Here is an 18,381-nt window from a genome sequence, read left to right as displayed (position 1 = left end):
GCGTCATCGTTTCCATGCAATGACCACGCTCCTTCGCCAGCCCCGGGTCACCCCTGCGGAGAAGCGCATCCTGCTGGTGGGCGCGCTGCTGGCGCTGGCTCTGGCCGGCATTCCCTGGCTTTTCTCCCCCTATGCGACCACTGCCCTGCGGGACGCGCTCATCCTGGCCATCTTCGCGGTGAGCTATGACCTGCTGTGGGGCAAGGCCATGGTCCTCACCCTCGGGCATGCCGTCTTCTTCGGCATCGGGGCCTATGGGGTCGCCATTGCCACGACACAGCTGGAGTGGAGCTGGCTGCAGGGCGTCGGCCTGGGCATGGGCGCTGCCGTGCTGCTGGCGGCCTCGGTGGGCTACCTGCTGCTGTATGCCGGGGTGCGGCTGCACTTCTTCGCCATCATCACCATGGCGGTGCTGCTGATCACCCGACAGCTGGCGACCAGCTGGCAGTCGGTGACTGGCGGCGATGTCGGCATCCTGGGCATCCCCGGGATCCGGATCGAGCTTCCCGGCTGGACGCTGGAGCTGTCGGACGAGCGTGCGTCCTATCTGCTGGCGCTGGTCTGCCTGGCGCTCGTCCTGCTGCTTGTGTGGAGCCTGGTCCGGACCCGCTATGGCCTGGTGCTGGCGGCCATCGGCATGAACGAATTCAGGGCCAAGCACTGTGGCTTCGATACCTCCTGGCATCTGGTGTTCGTGTTCACGCTGTCGGCAGCCCTGGCTGCCTTCAGCGGGGCGCTGTATGCCGGGACCGCGGGGGTGGTGGCGCCCGATCTGTTCTCCATCCTGATGTCCACCGAAGTCATTCTGTGGGTCGCCGTCGGTGGCCGGGGGACCTTGATCGGACCCGTCATCGCCGCGGTCTTCTTCACGCGGGTCCAGCAGGAGGTCAGCAGCTTCAGTACCGATCTATGGCCGCTGATCCTGGGCGTGCTGTTCCTGGTGTCCGTGCTGGCGTTGCCGCAAGGCCTTGTCGGCCTGCTGAAGGCGCGGCGCAATGCCAGGGCCCAGAAGGGGCACCAGCAGACAGCCCACCAGACAGTCCAACAAGCAGCCCAAGCTGAGGCTTCCCTCCCGGCGGCCTCCCAGCCAGCCGCGCCGCCGGACGCAGCCGTCCAGGACAAGGTCGCCAGCGCAGGAGTCGAACGATGAGTGCCGCCCCCCTCATGCAGGCGCAGAGCGTCAACGTGGCCTTTGGTGGCATCCACGCGGTCAAGGAGGTCGCGCTGGACATCGCACCGGCGGAGCTTCTGTGCGTGATCGGCCCGAACGGCGCCGGGAAGAGCACCTTGCTGGGGCTGCTGTCCGGCACCCTGAGGCCCAACTCGGGGCGTCTCCTGGTCGATGGCAAGGACCTGACCCGCCGGCCGCCTCACGAGTTCGCGAGGCGCGGCGTGATTCGGAAGTTCCAGGGAACCAATGTCTTCCAGTGGCTCAGCGTGCGAGACAACCTCGTCGTGGCAGGCCAGGGGGTGGCTGCCGATCGCACGGCGTCGGCCCCCGAGCTCCAGGACATCCTCTTCCTGACCGGCCTGCGCCACCGTGCCGATGAGCTGGCCGAATGCCTGCCCCATGGCGAGCGCCAGTGGCTGGAGATCGGCATGGCGCTCATGTGCCAACCCCGTCTCCTGTTGCTGGACGAGCCTGCGGCCGGCATGAGCGTCGAGGGAACCCGCCGCATGTCGGACATGCTGCGGCGCATGGCGCGGGAGATTGCGGTGGTGGTGATCGAGCACGACATGGGCTTCGTACGCCAGCTCAACTGCCGCACCCTGGTCATGCATCAGGGCGAGGTCATCCGCGAAGGGAGCTTCGCAGACATCGAGCAGGACGAGCAGATCCGCCGCATCTACCTGGGTCGAGGCAAGGAGGACCACCATGCTTGAGTTGCGTGATCTGTGCGCCGGCTACGGCGGGGCGCAGGTGCTGGACCGGGTCCAGTTCCATCTTCTCAAGGGCGAGGTGCTCGGCATTCTCGGCCGCAACGGTGCCGGCAAATCGACCCTGGTCAAGGCCGTCATGGGCATGCTGCCCCAGACCAGCGGCAGCATCGAGTTCCGCAGCCAGCAGTTGCTGGGACTGCCCACCTATCGCATCGGGCGCGCAGGCGTCAGCCTGGTGCCGCAAGGGCGCTGGATCTTCCCCCGTCTGAGCGTTCTGCAGAACCTGCAAGCCGCCTGCCCCGTGGGGACGGAACCGCCCGACATCATCTTCAGCTACTTCCCCGTGCTGAAGCAGCGGCTGCGGCAAATGGGCGGCACCATGTCCGGGGGCGAGCAGCAGATGCTGGCCATCGCGCGGGCCATGTGCGCCAGGCCCAAGGTGCTGCTGCTGGATGAGCCCTCCGATGGGGTCCAGCCCAATATCGTCCAGATGCTGGGCGAGCTCATCCCCAGCCTGTGCAAGGAACTGGAGATCTCGGCCGTGCTGGTCGAGCAGAACCTGGACCTGGTCATGAACGCGGCACAGCGCTGGCTGGTGCTGGAGCGCGGCCGCATCGTCCACGAAGGCCGGCTCAACAGTCTCGGCGAGCTCGAGACGCTCGAGAAGCTCCTGGGTGTCTAGGTCACGCCAGAGCAATCCCACTCATCTCATGCAAGGAAAGGATCCCCTCATGATCAATGCAGACATCCATCGCCGCACCCTGCTGCGCGGCGCACTTGCGGGCCTGGCTTGCGGCGGGGCTCCGGCCATCGTCAGAGCGGCCGAGCCCCTGCGCATCGGTCTGCTGGCCCCGTTCAGCGGACCTCTGGCGCGTGTCGCGGAGACCAACCGGAACTGCCTGAAGCTGGCGGTCGACGAGATCAACGCGGCCGGCGGCCTGATGGGGCAGCCGCTGAAGATCATCGCCGAGGACACCCAGATGTCCGCCAAGGTCGCCCTGGACAAGGCACGCAAGCTGCTGATCGGCGATGGTGTGGCCATGATCACCGGCATGGTCCTGCCCTTCGAGCGCGAGGCGGCCCTGCAGGTGGCCGGGAGGGTCCAGCGCCTGGTGATCTTTCCCAACTTCGACGAAGGCCGCTGCCATCCGCTGCTCCTGACCACGGGGCTGGCCAGCAACCAGCGCGTCGACCCCCTGATCGACTGGGCGGCCAAGGAGGGCAGCAAGACCTTCTTCGCCCTGGTGTCCGACATCGGCAGCAACCGCAGCGTGCTGATGCCGCAGATCCAGGCCGCGGTGGAGGCCAGCGGCGGCAAGCTGATCGGCACCCGCTACTTCCCCTTTGGCACCCGGGACTACGGGCCGGTTCTCCAGCAGATCCAGAGCCTGGCGCCCGATGTGGTCTGGCACAGCATCGGGGACGATCCCATCAGCTTTGTCAAGCAGTACCACAGCTTCGGCATGAAGCCGCAACTGATCACGGACATCACCCATGAGTCGCTGGCCATGGCTACCGAGGGGGCGTCCGCCGGTACGGTCGGGGTGTCGCCCTATTTCATGGGCGTCCCCACGCCCGAGAACCAGCACTTCCTGGACGCCTACACGCGGCAGTTCGCGGACTCCACGCCGCTGCGGGTCGGCGGGCATGTCGTGATGCTGCCGCACGGCGAGAGCACCTACACGGGGGCCAAGCTGTTCGCCGCGGCCGTTGCCAAGACGGGGCGTGCGGATGCCTCGTCGGTCAAGGCGGCGGTGAGCGGTGTCGTGATCAACGCACCGCGCGGGCGCGTGGTGCTGGGCCCGGGCGGCTCGCATCTCAATGGCGTGGCCCTGGTCGCGCGTGCGAGGGCGGATGGCACCTTCCAGCTTCTGGATACCACCCCCACGGTTCCTGTTCACTGCCTGGCGGGATGATGAACGAACTCCTTGAAATGTCGGCCAGCGAGCTGGTCCTGGCCTATCGCGGCAAGGCGCTGTCGCCCGTGGAGCTGATGCGCGCCGTGCTGGAGCAGGTGCGCAGCCTGGATCCGCACATCAATGCCTTCCGGGTCATCGACGAGGATGGCGCCCTGCAGGACGCCGCGGCGTCCGAACGGCGCTGGCTGCAAGGCACGCCCTGCGGACCGCTGGACGGCGTGCCCGTCTCGGTCAAGGACATGGTGGCCACCCGCGGCATGTCCACCCTGTTCGGCTCCTGCACCTTGCCTCCGGGGCATCTGGCCGAGCACGACGCGCCCTGCGTCGAGTTGCTGCGCCGGGCGGGAGCGGTGATCTTCGGCAAGACCACCACCACCGAGTTCGGCAACAAGATCGTCAGCGACAGCCCCCTGACCGGTGTGACGCGCAATCCCTGGAACCCGGCGCTGAGCGCCGGGGGCAGCAGCAGCGGGGCCGGGGCGGCGCTGGCCGCGCGCATGGGTCCGCTGGCCGTGGGCACCGACGGCGGGGGCTCCATCCGCGTGCCCGCTGCCTGGAACGGAGTCTGCGGCCTCAAGCCCTCCTTCAAGAGGGTGCCGACCATGGAACCCCACAACGTCGGTGAGTTGTCCAATGTCGGTCCCATGGCGCGCAGCGTGCAAGACCTGGCCCTCATGCTCACGGCCATGGCCCGGCCCTGGCCGGCCGACTGGCAGTCCTTCGGCGGTCCGGTCGAGGACTTCTGCCGCGGGCTCCATCGGGGCGTGGAGGGGCTTCGCGTGGCCTTCAGCGCGACCCTGGGCATCGCCGACGTCGATCCCCAGATCACCACGGCCGCCTGCAGCGCGGCGCGCCTCCTGGAGCAACTCGGTGCCCGCGTGAGCTGGCTGGAGGCGGTGGAGCCCCTGCAGGGCTATATGAAGAGCGAGATGCACACGATCCTGTGGATGGCGCGCTCAGAACAGTTGGTGCGTCACACACCGGAGCCGCTGCGCCAGCTGATGGATCCCGAGATCCTGGAGCTGGCGGACTGCGGAAGGCGTCTGAGTGCCGTCCGGCTTATGGATGCCCTGCAGGCGCGCATGGAGCTGGCCAGTGCCATGCATGCCTTCTTTGCACGCTACGACGTGCTGGTCTGCCCCAGCTTCCATCGCCTGCCCCCGCCCACGCCAGGCCTGCCGCCGGACATGCGCACGGCGCCGCCCCTGACCTCCTGGTGCAACCAGACCCAGCAGCCGGCGGCCAGCGTGCCCTGCGGACTGAGCCGGGAGGGGCTGCCCATCGGCCTGCAGGTCATTGGGCCGCGCTTCCACGATGGACTGGTCTTGCGTGTATGCCGGGGCTATGAACAGGCCCGCGGTGCATTTCCGGCACCCCCCATGGTGCTGGCCGAGGAGGCGTCGACATGAGGATTCGCAAATTCTTCAGCCAGGTGGAAGAGATCCAGGAGGAGCAGGGGCATCGCGTCGGCCGGCCGGTGCGACGCGTAGTCACGGCTGCCGTGCTGGAGAACGAATACGCCGGTCGCTGGCAGGAGGACCTGTCGGCACTCTACGGGCTGGGCCGCGACCTCGGCCAGCAGTTGACAGCCTCCGCGCTGCAGCTGCTGGGCGGGGAGCGCGCCATGGTGGAGGCCTATGGCAAGGGGGCCATTGTGGGAACGTCCGGTGAAGTGGAGCACGCTGCAGCGCTGCTGCATCCGCTGTTCGGCAAGGCCGTGCGGGCGCGGCTGATGCAGGCCCTGTCCGTGATGCCCTCGACCGTGAAGCGCGCAGCAGCGGGTTGCGTCCTCGACGTGCCCGTCCACAACATCCTGGACCCCTGGAGCTTTGACCACTTCGACGCCGTCAGCTTCTCCATCGCGGACGCCCCTCTGCCACGGGAAATCGTGGTCGCCCTGGTGCTGTCGGAGGGTGGGCGGCCGCTGGCCCGCATCCAACCGCAGACCTAGCGGACGCAGGCTGTGCCACGCCCTGGTGCCCGGTGGGCCTACGGTATCATCGCTCGCAGCCAGAACAGCCGGGAGCGGCGGTGACGAAGAAACAGGTTGCGCAGCGCGGCCTCAAAAGAGGGGACTTGGTCGTTGAGGAAATCAAGCGCTGGATCACCGGCCGGAACCTGAACCCGGGCGAGAAGCTTCCCAAGGAAGCCGAGCTGCAGGAGATGTTCGGCGTGAGCCGGGGCACCATGCGTGAAGCCCTGAAGGCGCTGGAGGTCCAGGGCCTGATCCGGCTCAGCACGGGGCCGGCCGGTGGCGCTACCATCGAGCGCGTCACCCTGGATCGGACCTTCCAGTTCCTGCAGAACTACCTCTTCTTCCAGGACATCACCATCGGGGACATCTACGCCCTGCGCCGCATGCTCGAGCCCGAGATGGCTGCGCTGGCCGTGCCGCATCTCAGCGACGCCGATCTCGAAGCCCTGGAGCGCAGCATCGAGATCTCCAACCCGAGCCAGGACAACACCCATCCGGCGGCCATGCAGCGCGTCGAGGACCTGCACTTCCACGACATCCTGGCCGAGGCCTGCCCCAATCCCTTCCTGCGCTTCCAGTGCAGGCTGATCAATCGCATGCTGGAGACCATGGTGGTGTCCTCTCTGCACGCCACGCAGGATGAACACCAGCGCCTGGGCGAGGCGGCCTGGCGGGCTCACCGCAAGATCCTCGCCGCCGTGCGCAAGGCGGATGCCGACCAGGTCCGCAAGCTGATGCTGGCGCATATCGTCGAGAACCAGCGGCATCTGGACCTGCTGCAGGCCGGCCTGCGCAGCCGCCTGGTGCTCGATTCGGAACTGCGCCTGGGGGCCGGCTTGCCGACGGCGGCGGATACCTCGCTGCTGCTGCGCCGGCAGGCCAAGAGCTGAGTTGGTCCAGGCCGAGGGCCGGCCGCACTTCCGGCCTTGATGGCAGCCTTGGCGTGGCCAAGGGTCTCGAAGGGCATGCCCCGGGGCCTCGCTCGACACTTGGCTGCCGCGACTGGACGCGCCTGGATGATTCGCCTCGCTTGAGCGGTCTGCTTAAGCGGTGTGCTTAAGCGGCCTACCTAAGCGGCCTACCTAAGCGGCCTACCTAAGCGGCCTACCTAAGCGGCCTGCGCGGGCAGGCCTCTCATCCGGGCTGCTTGTGAGATCCCTTCATGCAGCCGTCCGGTCCGCTTGCCGCTGCGGCCTTCGCGTAGGGCTTGATCGCGCGGCTTGACGCCCCGTCTGGACGCTCAGGCAGGGCGCCTCATGCTCAGGCCAGCATGCCGTTCTCGACGCTCTGACGCTGCTGCAGTCGCGCGACCATCAGGCGCTGCATGTCGCCGGTGCCCTCCAGGATGTCGTAGGCCTTGGCGTCGCGGTAGAAGCGCTCGAACACGGGGTGCTCGTGCAGGCCTTCGAGCCCCACGGTCTGCAGCACGGTCTCCGCGATCTCCATGGCGATGCGCGAGGCATAGGCCTTGGCCATGGACGAATCCTTGGACACCGGCAGGCCCTGCTCATGGCGCCATGCCGCCTTGTGGCACAGGAGGCGCGCCGCGCTGATCTTGCCGCTGATGTTGCTGAGCATGGCGGCCACCTGCTGCTGCCCCCAGTGGGCGGACTGCGGTCTGGCGGCTTCCAGATAGCTCACGAGCTCGTCGCGCACCCGGGCGCAGCTGCCGACGATCACCGAGGACAGCACCGGCCGGAAATAGTCCCAGGAGCTCTGCGCGCCGGAGAAGGCGTCATGCAGCCGGCTTTCGTCCCCGCGCTGCAGCAGGCTCTCGTGCGGCACCAGGCAGTCGGCGTAGGACAGCACGGCCAGCTGGCTGCCCCGCAGCCCCAGCATCTTCTCCAGGCGTACGACCTGGAAGCCGGGCGTCCGGCGGTCGACGGCAAAGGCCCGCACGCCGAAGCGACCCCGACCCTTGTCCAGGGTGGCGAAGGTGACCACAAAGTCGGCTCGCGCCCCATTGGTGATGAAGCACTTGGTGCCGTTCAGCACATAGCCCTCGCTGCAGGCCCGGGCGCTGGTGCGCAGGGCCGTGGCGTCGGAACCGATGTCCGGCTCCGTGATGGCGAAGCCTCCCCAGACGGGCACGTCGCTCTGGAATCGGCTGAACAGCTCGCGCTGCTGCTCCTGCGAGGCCAGCGCCAGCAAGGGCGGCGTGGACAGGCCGGGCCCGGGCAGGGCCAGTGCCAGCGCCGGGTCAGCGTGGCCCAGCTGCTCCATCAGCAGCACGCGCTGCATGAGGGGCCACAGCCCCTCGTCGCCGCCGTGCTCGGGGGGCACGAGGTTGAGGTTCAAGGCCCGCACGGAGACCTGCTTCCAGAATCCGGATGGGATGTCGCCCGTTTCATCGACGGCGGCGGCGTGCTGCCGCATGGCGCTGCAGAGGTCCTGCGTGGACAGGCCCATGTCATGCAGCCGCTGCTGCAGCTGTTCGAGTTGCAAGTCGGTACTCAGGTTCATGGAGAGGGTCCTTTCTCAGGCAGGCAGGGCAAGGGCGGGCAGGGCCCGCGACGAATGGGCTTGGGGGCACAGTCGAGCCGTCAGGCGGGTGCGCTGGCGTACGCGGGCCAGCGCGTCCTCGCTGAGCCTGAGGCGCAGGGCGATGACGGGCGAGCCGCCCAGCAGGCGCGTGGGACCGCAGCGCTCGTAGCGCCATCCCATGCCCATGACGACACGGCGTGCGTGGTCCTCGCTCATCACGGCCAGCATCTGCTGGATGCCATGGTCCAGGCCGTACTCGAGGCAGGCGGTGACCAGCTCGGCGACAGTCTGGCCGCGCTCGAGCAGGCCCAGCTCGGGGTCCGTGCCCAGTCGCGTGACCTCCCAGATCTGTGGGGAGCGCGGCGCCGGATAGGGCGCCAGCAGATCGGGCCAGAGCTTCTCGATCATGTAGGGCGCCGTCGTGGGCAGCAGGCGCAGCAGCCCCGCGATGCGGCCATTGGCCGCACGGCTGACCAGATGGACGGCGCCTGGCGTGTCGAACTGGTCGCGCTCCTGTTGCTTTTGGCAGGGCAATTCCCAGCCGGCATGCTGGACGAAGACACGGTAGCGGAAGTGGTAGAGCTCCTGCGCCACGGGCGAATCGGCGGGCAGGGATGGATGGACTTCGATCATGGAGGGCTCCTCCCGTTGGCATGCGTGGGATGCTAGGAACATCGAGCCTGGCCAGGCACCTACCCAGTCAGAGAGCTTGAACGCAGGCGATGCCCGGCGCGCCTGGGCTCCAGCGTGAAACAGGCATGGCGACGCATGCACGAAGCTGTCTGAGAGCAGGGACTTGCAAGGCGATTGCAAGGCGATTGCAAGGGCCGGCGGCTAGGCATCGGGTAACGCATCGGGTGAGGCATCGAGGCCATCGACGATGACGGAGGGCAGCAGGCGCGGCAGAGGCGCCCGCTTCGCTCGGCGCGCCCCTGCGAGGCAGGGCGCAGCGTCACGTCAGCGAGCCCTCAGGGCCTTGGCGGTGCGGGGCTGCTGTCATCGACAGGGGGTTCGACGCCCCGGCCAGTGCTGGGGTCGAAGGCATGGCTGGCAAGACCTGACCCCAGGCTCCATGCCGGGGGGCGCAAGCCTGCCTCGGTGGCTGTGGACGCAGTCGGGGCCCTGCAGCCAGGCGGCCGGTGATCGGTGCGAGCGGGCAGGGCGTGAGGCGTCTGCGCCTGGCACGAGGGCCCGCGTTGCCGCACGGTTGTCCGGCGCTGCGCGCTGCACAGCGCCGGTGATGGGCTCAGGGCAGGTGGATCAGGCCCAGGCTGGCCGCGCGGACCGCTGCCGTCACCCGGCTGGCGGTATCGAACTTGCGCATGGCATTCTTCAGATGGAAGTTGACCGTGTGCTCGGACACCGCCATCAGCTGCCCGATGTCCCAGGACGACTTGCCCTGGGCCACCCAGGTCAGGCACTCGCTTTCCCGCGGTGTCAGGCCGACGAGCCGGTCCCGGGACTGCAGCCCGCCCAGCGCCGCATAGCGGGCATGGAAGATGACGGCCAGCATGTGGGCCTGGGTCCTCAGCTGCTCCGCGTCGATCCTGGCCGAGGACGCGGCCCGCCGGGTGGCCAGGGTCGTCAGGTAGATCCGTCCCCAGGGTTCATGGATGGGCACGGCCATGCCCTCGCGCAGCCCGGCGGCGAGGGCTTCCTGCAGCACCGCCTCTTCGCGGCTGCCCTGCACGGTCAGGTCGCTCCACTGGAAGGGCTTGACCGTGCCGCGCGCATGGCGGATGACGGGGTCCTTGCTGAAATAGTCGCGATCCCGGTAGCGGTCCACCCAGGGGGACGGATAGTTCTGCGCCAGGATGCGATGCTCGCCCGCCGGCGAGGCGCCGGAGCCACCCTTGGCCTCCCAACAGGAGAAGGAATAGTGCTCGAAGTCGAGGCGGCGGACCGCCCGTTCGAACGATGCCAGGAGCACGGGAAGGCTGTCAGCCTGGCCGGCGTCCTCGATGAATTCGCGCATCAGAAACTCCCACAACACCTCGAGCGGGCGGGTCGTTCTTCCGACGATTCCCGTACGCGCTCGCAAGCCCTCCGGTGAGTAGCGCATCGATGGTCTTCGGGGCGCAGTCTGGCCGCGCCTACACATCGAGAATCAAACGCTTCGTGCAGCGTGCAAGCTCACGGCCGTGAGGCTAGCACTTCATGTCACTTGTTCATGGGTCGACCCTCGTGAAAGGATTGACAGTTGCCAAGCGCCATGGTGGCAAATGAACCGTTGTTGCCTGACATGAAGAAGAGCAGGTTCTCCCGGGCGTCCAAGGCATGCCGGTCCCACAGGTCCAGCAGATTGATGACCACGTCGCAGCACATGACGTGGCCATGCTCGGCAATATTCGCCGTGAATACCCAGTCCACCGGCATATGCAGGCTGGCCGCCAGCCGCTCGAACACATGCCGGTCCAGGTTGACGGGCAGCAGGTGGCGGAAGTCCTCCAGGGCCAGCTGGCTGGCCTGTGCCGTGCGGCTGATCAGGCGATGGGCGACCAGGCCGTAGAGCGCCCGGTACTCGTGGGTGCGGGCCTGCGGCCGCCGGAAGCCGCCGTGATGCCGGCCGTCCACATGCCCCGCAAAGGCCAGCGGCCTGTTGAAGGGATGGTGGCGGGACAGCAGCAGGGCGCAGGCGCCGTCGCTTTCGAAGGAGAAGGCGCCGACTTCGCGGTAGCGCTCGCCGCAGGCCCGATCGGCACTGACCAGCAGCACCCGGTTGAGCTGCGGCTCGGCCAGGAAGAGGCTGCGCATGACGCGCAGGGCGGCCAGGAGGCTGGCGCAGTTCTGGCCGGTCAGGGCGAAGCTGCGGGCCTGCCGCAGGCCGAAGGTGGTGGCCAGCCGGGCCGGCAGGCTCGAGGGCGGGGCAGGCATGCTGCTGGGCAGCGAGTGCACATAGACCAGCAGGTCCACCGAGGCCGGGTCGATCGCGTGCTGCTCGAAGAGCGTGTCCAGGGCCCGGGAGGCCAGCTGCTCTACCGTGGCCTCGCCGGCATGGTGGAAGTAGCGCATGCCGTTGTCATGCAGGACCTGCAGCGTCTCGTCGGGGACACCATGAGCCCGTGCCCAGTCTTCCACCGAGACACGTGATGGCAGATAGTGGCTGGCGGCCTCGATGCCGAAGGGGGTACGCGGCGCGCTCATCGTTGCTCCTCCATCTCGGCCTGCGCCGGCCTGAGCAGGCAGCACGCGGCTTCACCCTGCAGCCCCACGCCCCATAGCAGGCCCATCTGCCCCCGCTGCGCCGTCCCGGCATGCCGCAGCTCATGCAGATTGGCCAGGGCCTCGGCCGAGGCCAGGTGGCCGCGGCGCTCCCCGTGCGGGCGCAGGCGCAGATGCTCCAGCCCGGCATCCCTCAGCACCTGGGCGCACAGGGTGGCGTCCAGGGTGGGCTGGGCGACGAAGGCGAGATCGGCCGGGGCCACGCCCTCGGCCTCCAGCAGGCTGCGGATGGCTCGCGGTGCCTGCTCGCTCATCAGGCGCAGCATGGCCGGCACGGTGCTGTCGAAGGGCGAGGGGGCATCGGGCGCATTGACGTGATGGATCTCGCCGAGCTGCCAGCCCTGGCCGCCGGCCCGCTCAATCAGCACGGCCGCCGCGCCGTCCTCGAAGACCGCTGCCTGCCCGAAGCTGCGCACGAAGGGGTGGATCCACTTCTCCGAGGCCACGATGAGGGCGCGCTGCAGGCCGGGCTCCTCCTGCAGCAGGGCCGTGGCCAGGCGCAGGGCCATCAGCGCACTGCACAGGTTCTGCGAGAGGCAGAACACCAGCGGCGTCGTGAGGCCCAGCTCGTACTGCAGGCGTCCGCCGATGGCATCGGCGATGTCCTCGTTGGAGGTGCTGTGGCAGTAGATGAGGATGTCGATGGTCCTGTTCTTGCCGTGCCAGGTCTTGCCCTGCTCCGCGACCACGGCGCGTGCGGCGACCAGGGCCAGGTCCGAGGCGCTGACGCCGGGCTCGGCCATGTGCAGCAGCACGGGGGCCGGGGTGTACATCGCTTCCACCTGGGGGAAGGGCGGGTCGCCCCAGCGACCGAAGGGCAGGTTGTACTCGCTGCCCGGTTCCGTCAGGTACAGGCTGCTGGGGGTCCGCTGCTGCGCCCGCAGGCCGTGGAACCAGGATCGGGTATGGGGCAGGCAGAGGCTGCTGCCTGTCACGGTGCATCGCCACAACTCACTCATCACAACTCCTTCGAATGCACGAGAAACCCACGCTGGCGAATCTCTAGGACTGTCGGTAAAACCATTGGGGCAGCAGCTCCAGGTGCACGCGGCCCAGGAGACGCCCGCCCAGCCGGTGGCATGCCTGCTGCACGCCATAGATCTGGAAGCCCACGGCTTGCAGGAGACGCAGGGAGCGTTCATTGCTTTCCACGACCCAGGCATTGATGGCGCATCGGCCGAGCTGATCGAAGCCCTCATGCAGCAGAGCCCGGCTGGCGTCCGCCGTGATGCCCGGGTAGGCGGAGCGCCGGCGGTCCCGGACCACCCAGAAATGGGCGGTACCGAAGGGGTGCTGCACCTCGCTGAGCACCACGATGCCCAGGGGGGCGTCGGTCCCCTGTTCACCGAAGACCCTCATGCAGTACTGGGGGCTGCGGGCCATCATGGTCAGCGCGACCGTGCTGACCTGCTGGCGGCCCAGGCCGAAGTCGAACCAGCCGTGGACGTCCGGGTCCGCCATCCAGCCATGCACCCGGTCCAGGTCCTCCGGCCCGGGGCTGCGCATGAAGAAGCGCGCGGGGGCGTTCACACAAGGACCCTGCGGTTGACGCCCGCATCGCCGCGGGCCTCCTCGAATGCCGCCTCTTCCTGGGCGCTGGCCTGTGCCAGTTCCATCAGCATGAGACCCAGCACCCGCGCATTCTGGAAGCGGCGCGCCGGCGGGAAGCCCTCGACATAGCCATGGCCGCCACAGACCTGCACGGCATGCCGGTGGATCTCCAGGCTGGCGCCCATCACCTGCCGGGCCATCGCGGCAAAGTGCCCCGCTGGCAGGCGGTCGGGCCGGGCGAGGCGGGTCGCGACGTCCCAGACCTGCAGGCGCAGGGCGTCCGTGGCGATGGCCATGTCCGCCAGCTTCAGGGCCACAGCCTGGTGGTGGATGATGGGGCGCTGGAAGGCGACCCGCGTCTGGGCGTAGCTGAAGGCGAAGGCGGTGGCGGCGCGGGCGGCGCCGGCCAGGAGCCCCGCCAGCCACAGCCCCTGCCAGACCAGGATGGACTGGCAGGCGCCGGCCGGCAGCGTGGCGCTGAAGCCGGTGCCGTGGATCTCGCCGGCCGGCGGCAGGCGGACCAGGCGCAGCCCCTCGCTCACCTGCGCCTCGGCGCTGGGCGGCACCAGATCGTGCAGGGCCACTTCGTCCAGCCAACGAAGGCGCCAGCGCCCGTCCCCATCCGGCGCCAGCACCAGCAGGCCCGCGGCTTGTCGCGGCAACAGAGCAAAGGTGGGCTTGGGCGATGGGGCCGCCACGGCCAGCGGCAGGGCCCGCTGGCCGGCGAGCAGGGCTTCGCTGTCCTGGGGCAGCAGGCGGCATAGCCATTCATGGTCGCGGCTGAGGGCCAGGGCAGGCAGTGAGATGGTCAGCTCGGCCGCCAGCCCCAGGGGGCCGCTGGCGAGCTCCTCGAGCAGCAGGCACAGCTCGAAGGGCTGGATGCCCAGGCCGCCCTGGCGTTCGGACAACATCGCGCTGGCCAGGCCCAGCTGCTGCGCGGTCTGCCGGGCCTCCTGACGACGCACCTCGGTGGCCGCCTCGTTGAGCAGCGGCTGCAGGCGTTCGCGGGCGAAGCGCCGCACCGGTTCCAGCATCTGGCGCTGGTCCTCGCTGATGCTGAGGGAGAAGGGCCCGGCAGACTGGGACGCCGTCTGGGGTTCGGTGTGAATCGACATGTCAGCTCCTTGTCTGGCGCTACACCAGGATCTCGACAGGCAGGGGATGGCTCAGGAAGGCGCTCGGGCTGGCGCTGCGGCCGTAGGCGCCGGACTGGGCCACCACGAACAGGTCGCCGATCTCGGCGGCCGGCAGCTCCACGTTGTCGGCCAGCCGGTCCAGCGGGGTGCACAGGCAGCCCACCACATGGCAGGTCTCGGTCTGCCCGCTGTCCATGCGGTTGCCGATGGCCACCGGGTAGTTGCGGCGCAGGACCTGGCCGAAGTTGCCAGACGCCGCCAGCTGGTGGTGCAGGCCGCCGTCGGTGATCAGGAAGGTCTCGCCGCGCGAGACTTTCTTGTCCAGCACCCGGCACACATAGAGGCCGGCCTCGCCCACCAGGTAGCGCCCGAACTCCAGGATCAGCCGCGTGCCGGCCAGGCGCCGGCGCAGGGGCGTCAGCCATTCCTGCATGGCCGCGCCCACGGCGCCGATGTCCAGCGGGCGCTCGTTGTCGAAGTAGGGGATGCCGAAGCCGCCGCCCATGTTGACGAACTCCAGGCTGTCGCCGGCCAGGTCGGCCAGGCGCATGACCAGCTCGGCGACGTGGCGCTGGGCGGCGATCACCGTGCCGGGGTCCAGGCACTGCGAGCCCCAGAAGACGTGGAAGCCGACGAAGTCGAGGTCACGCTCGGCGATGACCTTCAACAGCGCGGGCGCCTGCTCGACATCGACCCCGAACTGGCGGGGCCCGCCGCCCATGCGCATGCCGCTGCTGCGCGGCTGGAAGTCCGGATTGATGCGCAGGCCCACGCGCGGCCGCACGCCCAGCTCCCGGCCGATGCGCTCCACGGCCTCCAGCTGGTGGGCCGATTCGAGCGTGACGGTCACCCCCGCGCCCACGGCACCGCGCAGGTCCTGCGAGGACTTGCCCGGCCCCGCCATCGAGACATGCCGGGCCGGCATGCCGGCGTCCAGGGCCATGCGCATCTCGCCGGCCGAGGCCACGTCGAAGCCGTCGACCAGCGAGGCCATGTGCTGGACCAGGGCCGGCATGGGGTTGGCCTTGATCGAGTAGTGGATGCGCAGCTCCGGCGCCAGCATCTGGCGCAGCAGGGCCACGCGCTCGCCAAGCTTGCTGCGGTCGTAGACGAAGAAGGGCGTCTGACCGGCCCGTTCGGCCAGTCGTGGCAGGGGCAGGCCCCCGATCTCGAGGACGCCCTGGGGGGCCTTGTAACTTTCAAAGATGCTCATGCCGACTCCTTGCCGCTGCTGTACTCGTGCAGCAGGCCTGTGCGATCAAACTTGCCATTGGGGTTGCGGGCGATGGCCTCTCGCACATGCACCGCGTGCGGCACCATGTAGGGCGGGAGGCGCTGCTTGCAGTGCGCGAGGATGGCCTCGGGATCGGCCGCCAGGCCGGGCACCGGCGCCACGACCAGCGCGATGACCTGGCCCAGGCGCTCGTCGGGCAGGCCCAGGGCCACCACCTCGCCCACCAGGCCGCTGGCCAGCACGGCCTCCTCGACCTCTTCGGGACTGACGCGGTAGCCGGAGGTCTTGATCAGGCCGTCGTTGCGTCCGACGAAGTAGAGAAAGCCCTCGGCATCGCGGCGCACCAGGTCACCCGACCACACCGCCGTTTCGGGCGGCAGCTCCGGGTAGGGGCGCGGCTCGGGAGACGGGCGAAAGCGCAGGGCCGTTCGCTCCGGGTCGCGCCAGTAGCCCTTGGTCACGAAGGCGCCCACGTGGACCAGCTCGCCGACCTCGTTGGCAGCGCAGGGGCTGCCGTCGGGCCTGACGACCAGGATGCGCGCATTGGGCACGGCCTTGCCGATGGAATCCGGGCGCCGTGCGGCTTCCGCGGGGTCCAGGTAGGTCGAGCGGAAGGCCTCGGTCAGCCCGTACATCAGGAACGGGCTGGCTTGCGGGAAGAGGGCGCGGAGGCGCTCCAGCACGGGGCGGGGCATGCGCCCGCCGGTGTTGGCGAAGTAGCGCAGGTGGCGTGTTGCTGCCGCGGGCCAGGAGGCGCCGCAGAGCTGGATCCACAGCGGCGGCACCGCCGTGATGCCGGTGATGCGCTCACGCTCGCACAGCTGGACCACGTCACCTGGCGCGATGTAGTTGAGCAGCACCACGGCGGCACCCGCATGGAAGGCCGTGGTGAGCTGGCTCAGGCCGGCGTCGAAACTCAGCGGCAGCACCGACAGGATGCGGTCCGTCGGGCCGTTGCCCAGGTAGTGGGCCACGCTCCAGGCACCCTCCAGGAGGTTGTGGTGGGTCAGCATGACGCCCTTGGGCATGCCGGTGGAACCCGAGGTGTAGAGAATGGCGGCGAGGTCGCTGTCGATGGTGCCGCTGTCGCCCGGATCGCAGGGGGCATGGTCCAGCAGAACGGACCAGCGCACCGTGGCGGCCTGCCCCAGGGTCACGGGCGTGCTGCGGACCTGGTCGACGAGGAAGACCTCGCGCAGCTCGGGCAGCGCGGGCCTGTCGGCGGCCAGCAGGGACACCCGCGTGGCCGAGCTGACGAGGCCACGCGCGCCGCTGTCCCTCAGGATGTGCGCGACCTGGTCCGCCTTCAGCAGGGGATTGATGGGCACGCAGACACCGCCGGCCGCGGTGATCGCGAAGAAGGCCTCGACGGTCTCCTGGCGCTTGTCCAGGAGCAGGCCGACGCGTTCGCCGCGTGCCAGGCCGCGGGCGCGGAGCCCGGCAGCGCCAGCCAGGACCCGGTTGCGCAGCGTGGCGTAGTCGGTCCGGCGTTCGCCGTCGACCAGCGCCTCCGCCGTCGGTGTGCGCGCGGCACTATTGCAGATGAGTTCAACGAGATTGCGCATGAGCTACCTCCGGTTGGGGGAAGATGTCAGACAGGTTGAGCAGTCGCTGGCGCACGCGACGCAGCAGGAGAACGATGGTCAGGCCGAAGCCCAGGCACATGCCCAGCCAGATGCCGACCGGGCCCAGCACCTCGCCCAGCAGCCAGGCGCTGCCGAGTCCGGCGATCCAGTAGCCGGCGAAGACCTGCAGCAGTGGGGCACGGGTGTCCCGGCAGGCCCGCAGCACGGCGGCGAAGACGACGGCCATGCCGTTGAAGGCCTGCAGCAGGGCGGCCAGCTGCAGCAGGGGCGTTGCGATGTCGAGCAGGGCCTCGCGGTCCTGGTGGCCCGCCGGCAGCAGCCAGCCGGCCAGCGGCGTCGGCATCAGCACATAGACCAGGGCGATGGCCACATGGAAGGCCAGCGCGATGCCGCAGGACACGCCGACCACGCGCCGCACCTCGTCGGCGTCCGTGCGGCCCAGGGCCAGGGACAGGCGGGTGAGCACCGTGTTGGACATGGCCAGCGGGACGATGAAGGCCAGGGTCACCCACTGCAGTGCGATGGCATGGGCGGCCAGTGCCTGTCCGCCGTGACGGCCCATCAGCAGGGTGGCGCCGGTGAATAGCGTGTACTCGATGGCCATGACCGCGCCGATGGGCAGGCCGATGGCCAGCAGCCGGGGAATCCAGGCCGGTGCGGCCGTGTCCGGCGGGGGGGGCGGCGGGGCCGGTGCGGCCCGCGCCGTCCGTCCGTCCTGCCAGGCGAAACAGAGGGCGGCGAGGCCGTAGCTCAGCAGGTAGCTCCATCCCAGGCCCGCGAGCCCCAAGCCGTCCAGCTCGCCCAGACCGTGGACCAGCAGGCGGTTGGCGAGGCCATGCAGCAAAGAGCAGGCGATCAGGGTGAGGGCCAGGAGCCGCGCCTGTCCCAGCAGCGGATAGGCCACCCGCCAGGCGGTGAGCCAGGCGGCAGGGAGCAGGGCCGGGGCCAGTGTGTCCGCATAGCTGCGCAAGGCCTGCACGACCGCAGGGGCCTGCCCGAGCCACGGCACGGCAAAGGCGAAGAGCTGGGTGGCCATGGCGGCCGCCAGGCCCATGACGGAGGCGAGCAGCAGCCCCTGGGACAGGATCTGCCGCGCCCCCTGCCGGCCATCGGTCCGTGCCAGTGCAGCGCCCGTCAGCGGGGCAATGGCCTGCATCACGCCGAAGCAGAACAGCAGCAGCAGGGCGGTGAAGCTGTTGAGCAGGCCCACCGCCGCGAGTGCGGACGAGCCCAGCGGCGCCACCGTGAAGAGGTCCATCAAGGGCATCAGCATCAGGGCGACCTGCCCGAGCAGCAGGTGGGCGCTCAGGGAGAGGGCCGTCCGCGCCTCGTCAAACCAGGGCATGTGGCCCGCCTGGGCCTTCCAGGAAAATCGTTGCATGGGGTGTCCTGC

General features: G+C 69.2%; 17 protein-coding genes. 7 read left to right on the top strand and 10 right to left on the bottom strand.

Going from position 1 to position 18,381, the window contains the following annotated elements; translation table 11 throughout:
- Positions 1-19: 19 nt before the first annotated feature.
- The 7 genes from O9Y01_RS00460 (at position 20) to O9Y01_RS00430 (ending at position 6,665) form a co-directional block, all read left to right on the top strand.
- Positions 20-1,150: a branched-chain amino acid ABC transporter permease gene (locus O9Y01_RS00460; protein ID WP_269629536.1), complete on the top strand. Its 1,131-nt coding sequence runs from the start codon at positions 20-22 to the stop codon at positions 1,148-1,150.
- Positions 1,147-1,884, top strand: a complete 738-nt coding sequence (locus tag O9Y01_RS00455) for an ATP-binding cassette domain-containing protein (RefSeq protein ID WP_269629535.1) — start codon at positions 1,147-1,149, stop codon at positions 1,882-1,884. Before O9Y01_RS00460 ends, O9Y01_RS00455 begins: the two co-directional genes overlap by 4 nt.
- Positions 1,877-2,563, top strand: coding sequence for an ABC transporter ATP-binding protein (locus O9Y01_RS00450; protein WP_269629534.1), 687 nt, complete (start codon positions 1,877-1,879; stop codon positions 2,561-2,563). The genes O9Y01_RS00455 and O9Y01_RS00450 overlap by 8 nt, the downstream gene beginning before the upstream one ends.
- A gap of 49 nt (positions 2,564-2,612) precedes the next feature.
- Positions 2,613-3,797 carry an ABC transporter substrate-binding protein gene (locus O9Y01_RS00445; RefSeq protein ID WP_269629533.1) on the top strand — a complete coding sequence of 395 codons (1,185 nt, stop codon included), beginning with the start codon at positions 2,613-2,615 and terminating at the stop codon, positions 3,795-3,797.
- Positions 3,797-5,209 (top strand): amidase family protein, encoded by a 1,413-nt coding sequence (locus O9Y01_RS00440; protein ID WP_269629532.1) that lies wholly within the window; start codon positions 3,797-3,799, stop codon positions 5,207-5,209. The genes O9Y01_RS00445 and O9Y01_RS00440 overlap by 1 nt, the downstream gene beginning before the upstream one ends.
- A complete protein-coding gene (locus O9Y01_RS00435; RefSeq protein ID WP_269629531.1) occupies positions 5,206-5,751 on the top strand; it encodes an amino acid synthesis family protein in 546 nt (181 codons plus the stop codon). Before O9Y01_RS00440 ends, O9Y01_RS00435 begins: the two co-directional genes overlap by 4 nt.
- A 125-nt stretch (positions 5,752-5,876) precedes the next feature.
- Positions 5,877-6,665 (top strand): FadR/GntR family transcriptional regulator, encoded by a 789-nt coding sequence (locus O9Y01_RS00430; RefSeq protein WP_269629530.1) that lies wholly within the window; start codon positions 5,877-5,879, stop codon positions 6,663-6,665.
- Between the two features lie 370 nt (positions 6,666-7,035).
- Here the strand turns inward: O9Y01_RS00430 and O9Y01_RS00425 are convergent, their stop codons facing one another.
- The 10 genes from O9Y01_RS00425 to O9Y01_RS00380 all read right to left on the bottom strand — a co-directional run bounded on the left by O9Y01_RS00425 (position 7,036) and on the right by O9Y01_RS00380 (position 18,369).
- A complete protein-coding gene (locus O9Y01_RS00425) occupies positions 7,036-8,238 on the bottom strand; it encodes an acyl-CoA dehydrogenase family protein (protein WP_269629529.1) in 1,203 nt (400 codons plus the stop codon).
- Between the two features lie 15 nt (positions 8,239-8,253).
- Positions 8,254-8,892: an acyl-homoserine-lactone synthase gene (locus O9Y01_RS00420; protein WP_269629528.1), complete on the bottom strand. Its 639-nt coding sequence runs from the start codon at positions 8,890-8,892 to the stop codon at positions 8,254-8,256.
- A gap of 613 nt (positions 8,893-9,505) precedes the next feature.
- A complete protein-coding gene (locus tag O9Y01_RS00415) occupies positions 9,506-10,234 on the bottom strand; it encodes a LuxR family transcriptional regulator (protein WP_269629526.1) in 729 nt (242 codons plus the stop codon).
- Positions 10,235-10,419: 185 nt separating this feature from the next.
- A complete protein-coding gene (locus O9Y01_RS00410; RefSeq protein WP_269629525.1) occupies positions 10,420-11,403 on the bottom strand; it encodes a hypothetical protein in 984 nt (327 codons plus the stop codon).
- On the bottom strand, positions 11,400-12,440 hold the full coding sequence (locus O9Y01_RS00405; protein WP_269629524.1) for a hypothetical protein: 1,041 nt from the start codon (positions 12,438-12,440) through the stop codon (positions 11,400-11,402). Before O9Y01_RS00405 ends, O9Y01_RS00410 begins: the two co-directional genes overlap by 4 nt.
- Before the next feature lie 43 nt (positions 12,441-12,483).
- Positions 12,484-13,011: a GNAT family N-acetyltransferase gene (locus O9Y01_RS00400; RefSeq protein ID WP_269629523.1), complete on the bottom strand. Its 528-nt coding sequence runs from the start codon at positions 13,009-13,011 to the stop codon at positions 12,484-12,486.
- Entirely contained in the window at positions 13,008-14,147 is a 1,140-nt protein-coding gene (locus O9Y01_RS00395) for an acyl-CoA dehydrogenase family protein (protein ID WP_269629522.1), read from the bottom strand. The genes O9Y01_RS00400 and O9Y01_RS00395 overlap by 4 nt, the downstream gene beginning before the upstream one ends.
- 19 nt (positions 14,148-14,166) lie before the next feature.
- Positions 14,167-15,381, bottom strand: coding sequence for a pyridoxal-dependent decarboxylase, exosortase A system-associated (locus O9Y01_RS00390; protein WP_269629521.1), 1,215 nt, complete (start codon positions 15,379-15,381; stop codon positions 14,167-14,169).
- Entirely contained in the window at positions 15,378-16,967 is a 1,590-nt protein-coding gene (locus O9Y01_RS00385; RefSeq protein WP_269629520.1) for an acyl-CoA ligase (AMP-forming), exosortase A system-associated, read from the bottom strand. The genes O9Y01_RS00390 and O9Y01_RS00385 overlap by 4 nt, the downstream gene beginning before the upstream one ends.
- Positions 16,951-18,369 carry an MATE family efflux transporter gene (locus tag O9Y01_RS00380; protein ID WP_269629519.1) on the bottom strand — a complete coding sequence of 473 codons (1,419 nt, stop codon included), beginning with the start codon at positions 18,367-18,369 and terminating at the stop codon, positions 16,951-16,953. The genes O9Y01_RS00385 and O9Y01_RS00380 overlap by 17 nt, the downstream gene beginning before the upstream one ends.
- Positions 18,370-18,381: the final 12 nt, after the last annotated feature.

It is taken from the genome of Pelomonas sp. BJYL3, from assembly GCF_027257975.1.
In the GTDB taxonomy this organism is placed as follows: Bacteria; Pseudomonadota; Gammaproteobacteria; order Burkholderiales; family Burkholderiaceae_C; genus Roseateles_B; species Roseateles_B flavus.
The sequence above is the reverse complement of the archived record's forward strand: the minus strand, read 5'-3'. Positions and strand labels throughout refer to the sequence as shown.

Excerpts from the sequence above, each read along its gene's own strand:
- O9Y01_RS00460 (WP_269629536.1), top strand. The coding sequence starts at position 20 with ATGACCACGCTCCTTCGCCAGCCCCGGGTCACCCCTGCGGAGAAGCGC.
- O9Y01_RS00455 (WP_269629535.1), top strand. The coding sequence starts at position 1,147 with ATGAGTGCCGCCCCCCTCATGCAGGCGCAGAGCGTCAACGTGGCCTTT.
- O9Y01_RS00450 (WP_269629534.1), top strand. The coding sequence starts at position 1,877 with ATGCTTGAGTTGCGTGATCTGTGCGCCGGCTACGGCGGGGCGCAGGTG.
- O9Y01_RS00445 (WP_269629533.1), top strand. The coding sequence starts at position 2,613 with ATGATCAATGCAGACATCCATCGCCGCACCCTGCTGCGCGGCGCACTT.
- O9Y01_RS00440 (WP_269629532.1), top strand. The coding sequence starts at position 3,797 with ATGAACGAACTCCTTGAAATGTCGGCCAGCGAGCTGGTCCTGGCCTAT.
- O9Y01_RS00435 (WP_269629531.1), top strand. The coding sequence starts at position 5,206 with ATGAGGATTCGCAAATTCTTCAGCCAGGTGGAAGAGATCCAGGAGGAG.
- O9Y01_RS00425 (WP_269629529.1), bottom strand. The coding sequence starts at position 8,238 with ATGAACCTGAGTACCGACTTGCAACTCGAACAGCTGCAGCAGCGGCTG.
- O9Y01_RS00420 (WP_269629528.1), bottom strand. The coding sequence starts at position 8,892 with ATGATCGAAGTCCATCCATCCCTGCCCGCCGATTCGCCCGTGGCGCAG.
- O9Y01_RS00415 (WP_269629526.1), bottom strand. The coding sequence starts at position 10,234 with ATGCGCGAATTCATCGAGGACGCCGGCCAGGCTGACAGCCTTCCCGTG.
- O9Y01_RS00410 (WP_269629525.1), bottom strand. The coding sequence starts at position 11,403 with ATGAGCGCGCCGCGTACCCCCTTCGGCATCGAGGCCGCCAGCCACTAT.
- O9Y01_RS00405 (WP_269629524.1), bottom strand. The coding sequence starts at position 12,440 with ATGAGTGAGTTGTGGCGATGCACCGTGACAGGCAGCAGCCTCTGCCTG.
- O9Y01_RS00395 (WP_269629522.1), bottom strand. The coding sequence starts at position 14,147 with ATGTCGATTCACACCGAACCCCAGACGGCGTCCCAGTCTGCCGGGCCC.
- O9Y01_RS00390 (WP_269629521.1), bottom strand. The coding sequence starts at position 15,381 with ATGAGCATCTTTGAAAGTTACAAGGCCCCCCAGGGCGTCCTCGAGATC.
- O9Y01_RS00385 (WP_269629520.1), bottom strand. The coding sequence starts at position 16,967 with ATGCGCAATCTCGTTGAACTCATCTGCAATAGTGCCGCGCGCACACCG.
- O9Y01_RS00380 (WP_269629519.1), bottom strand. The coding sequence starts at position 18,369 with ATGCAACGATTTTCCTGGAAGGCCCAGGCGGGCCACATGCCCTGGTTT.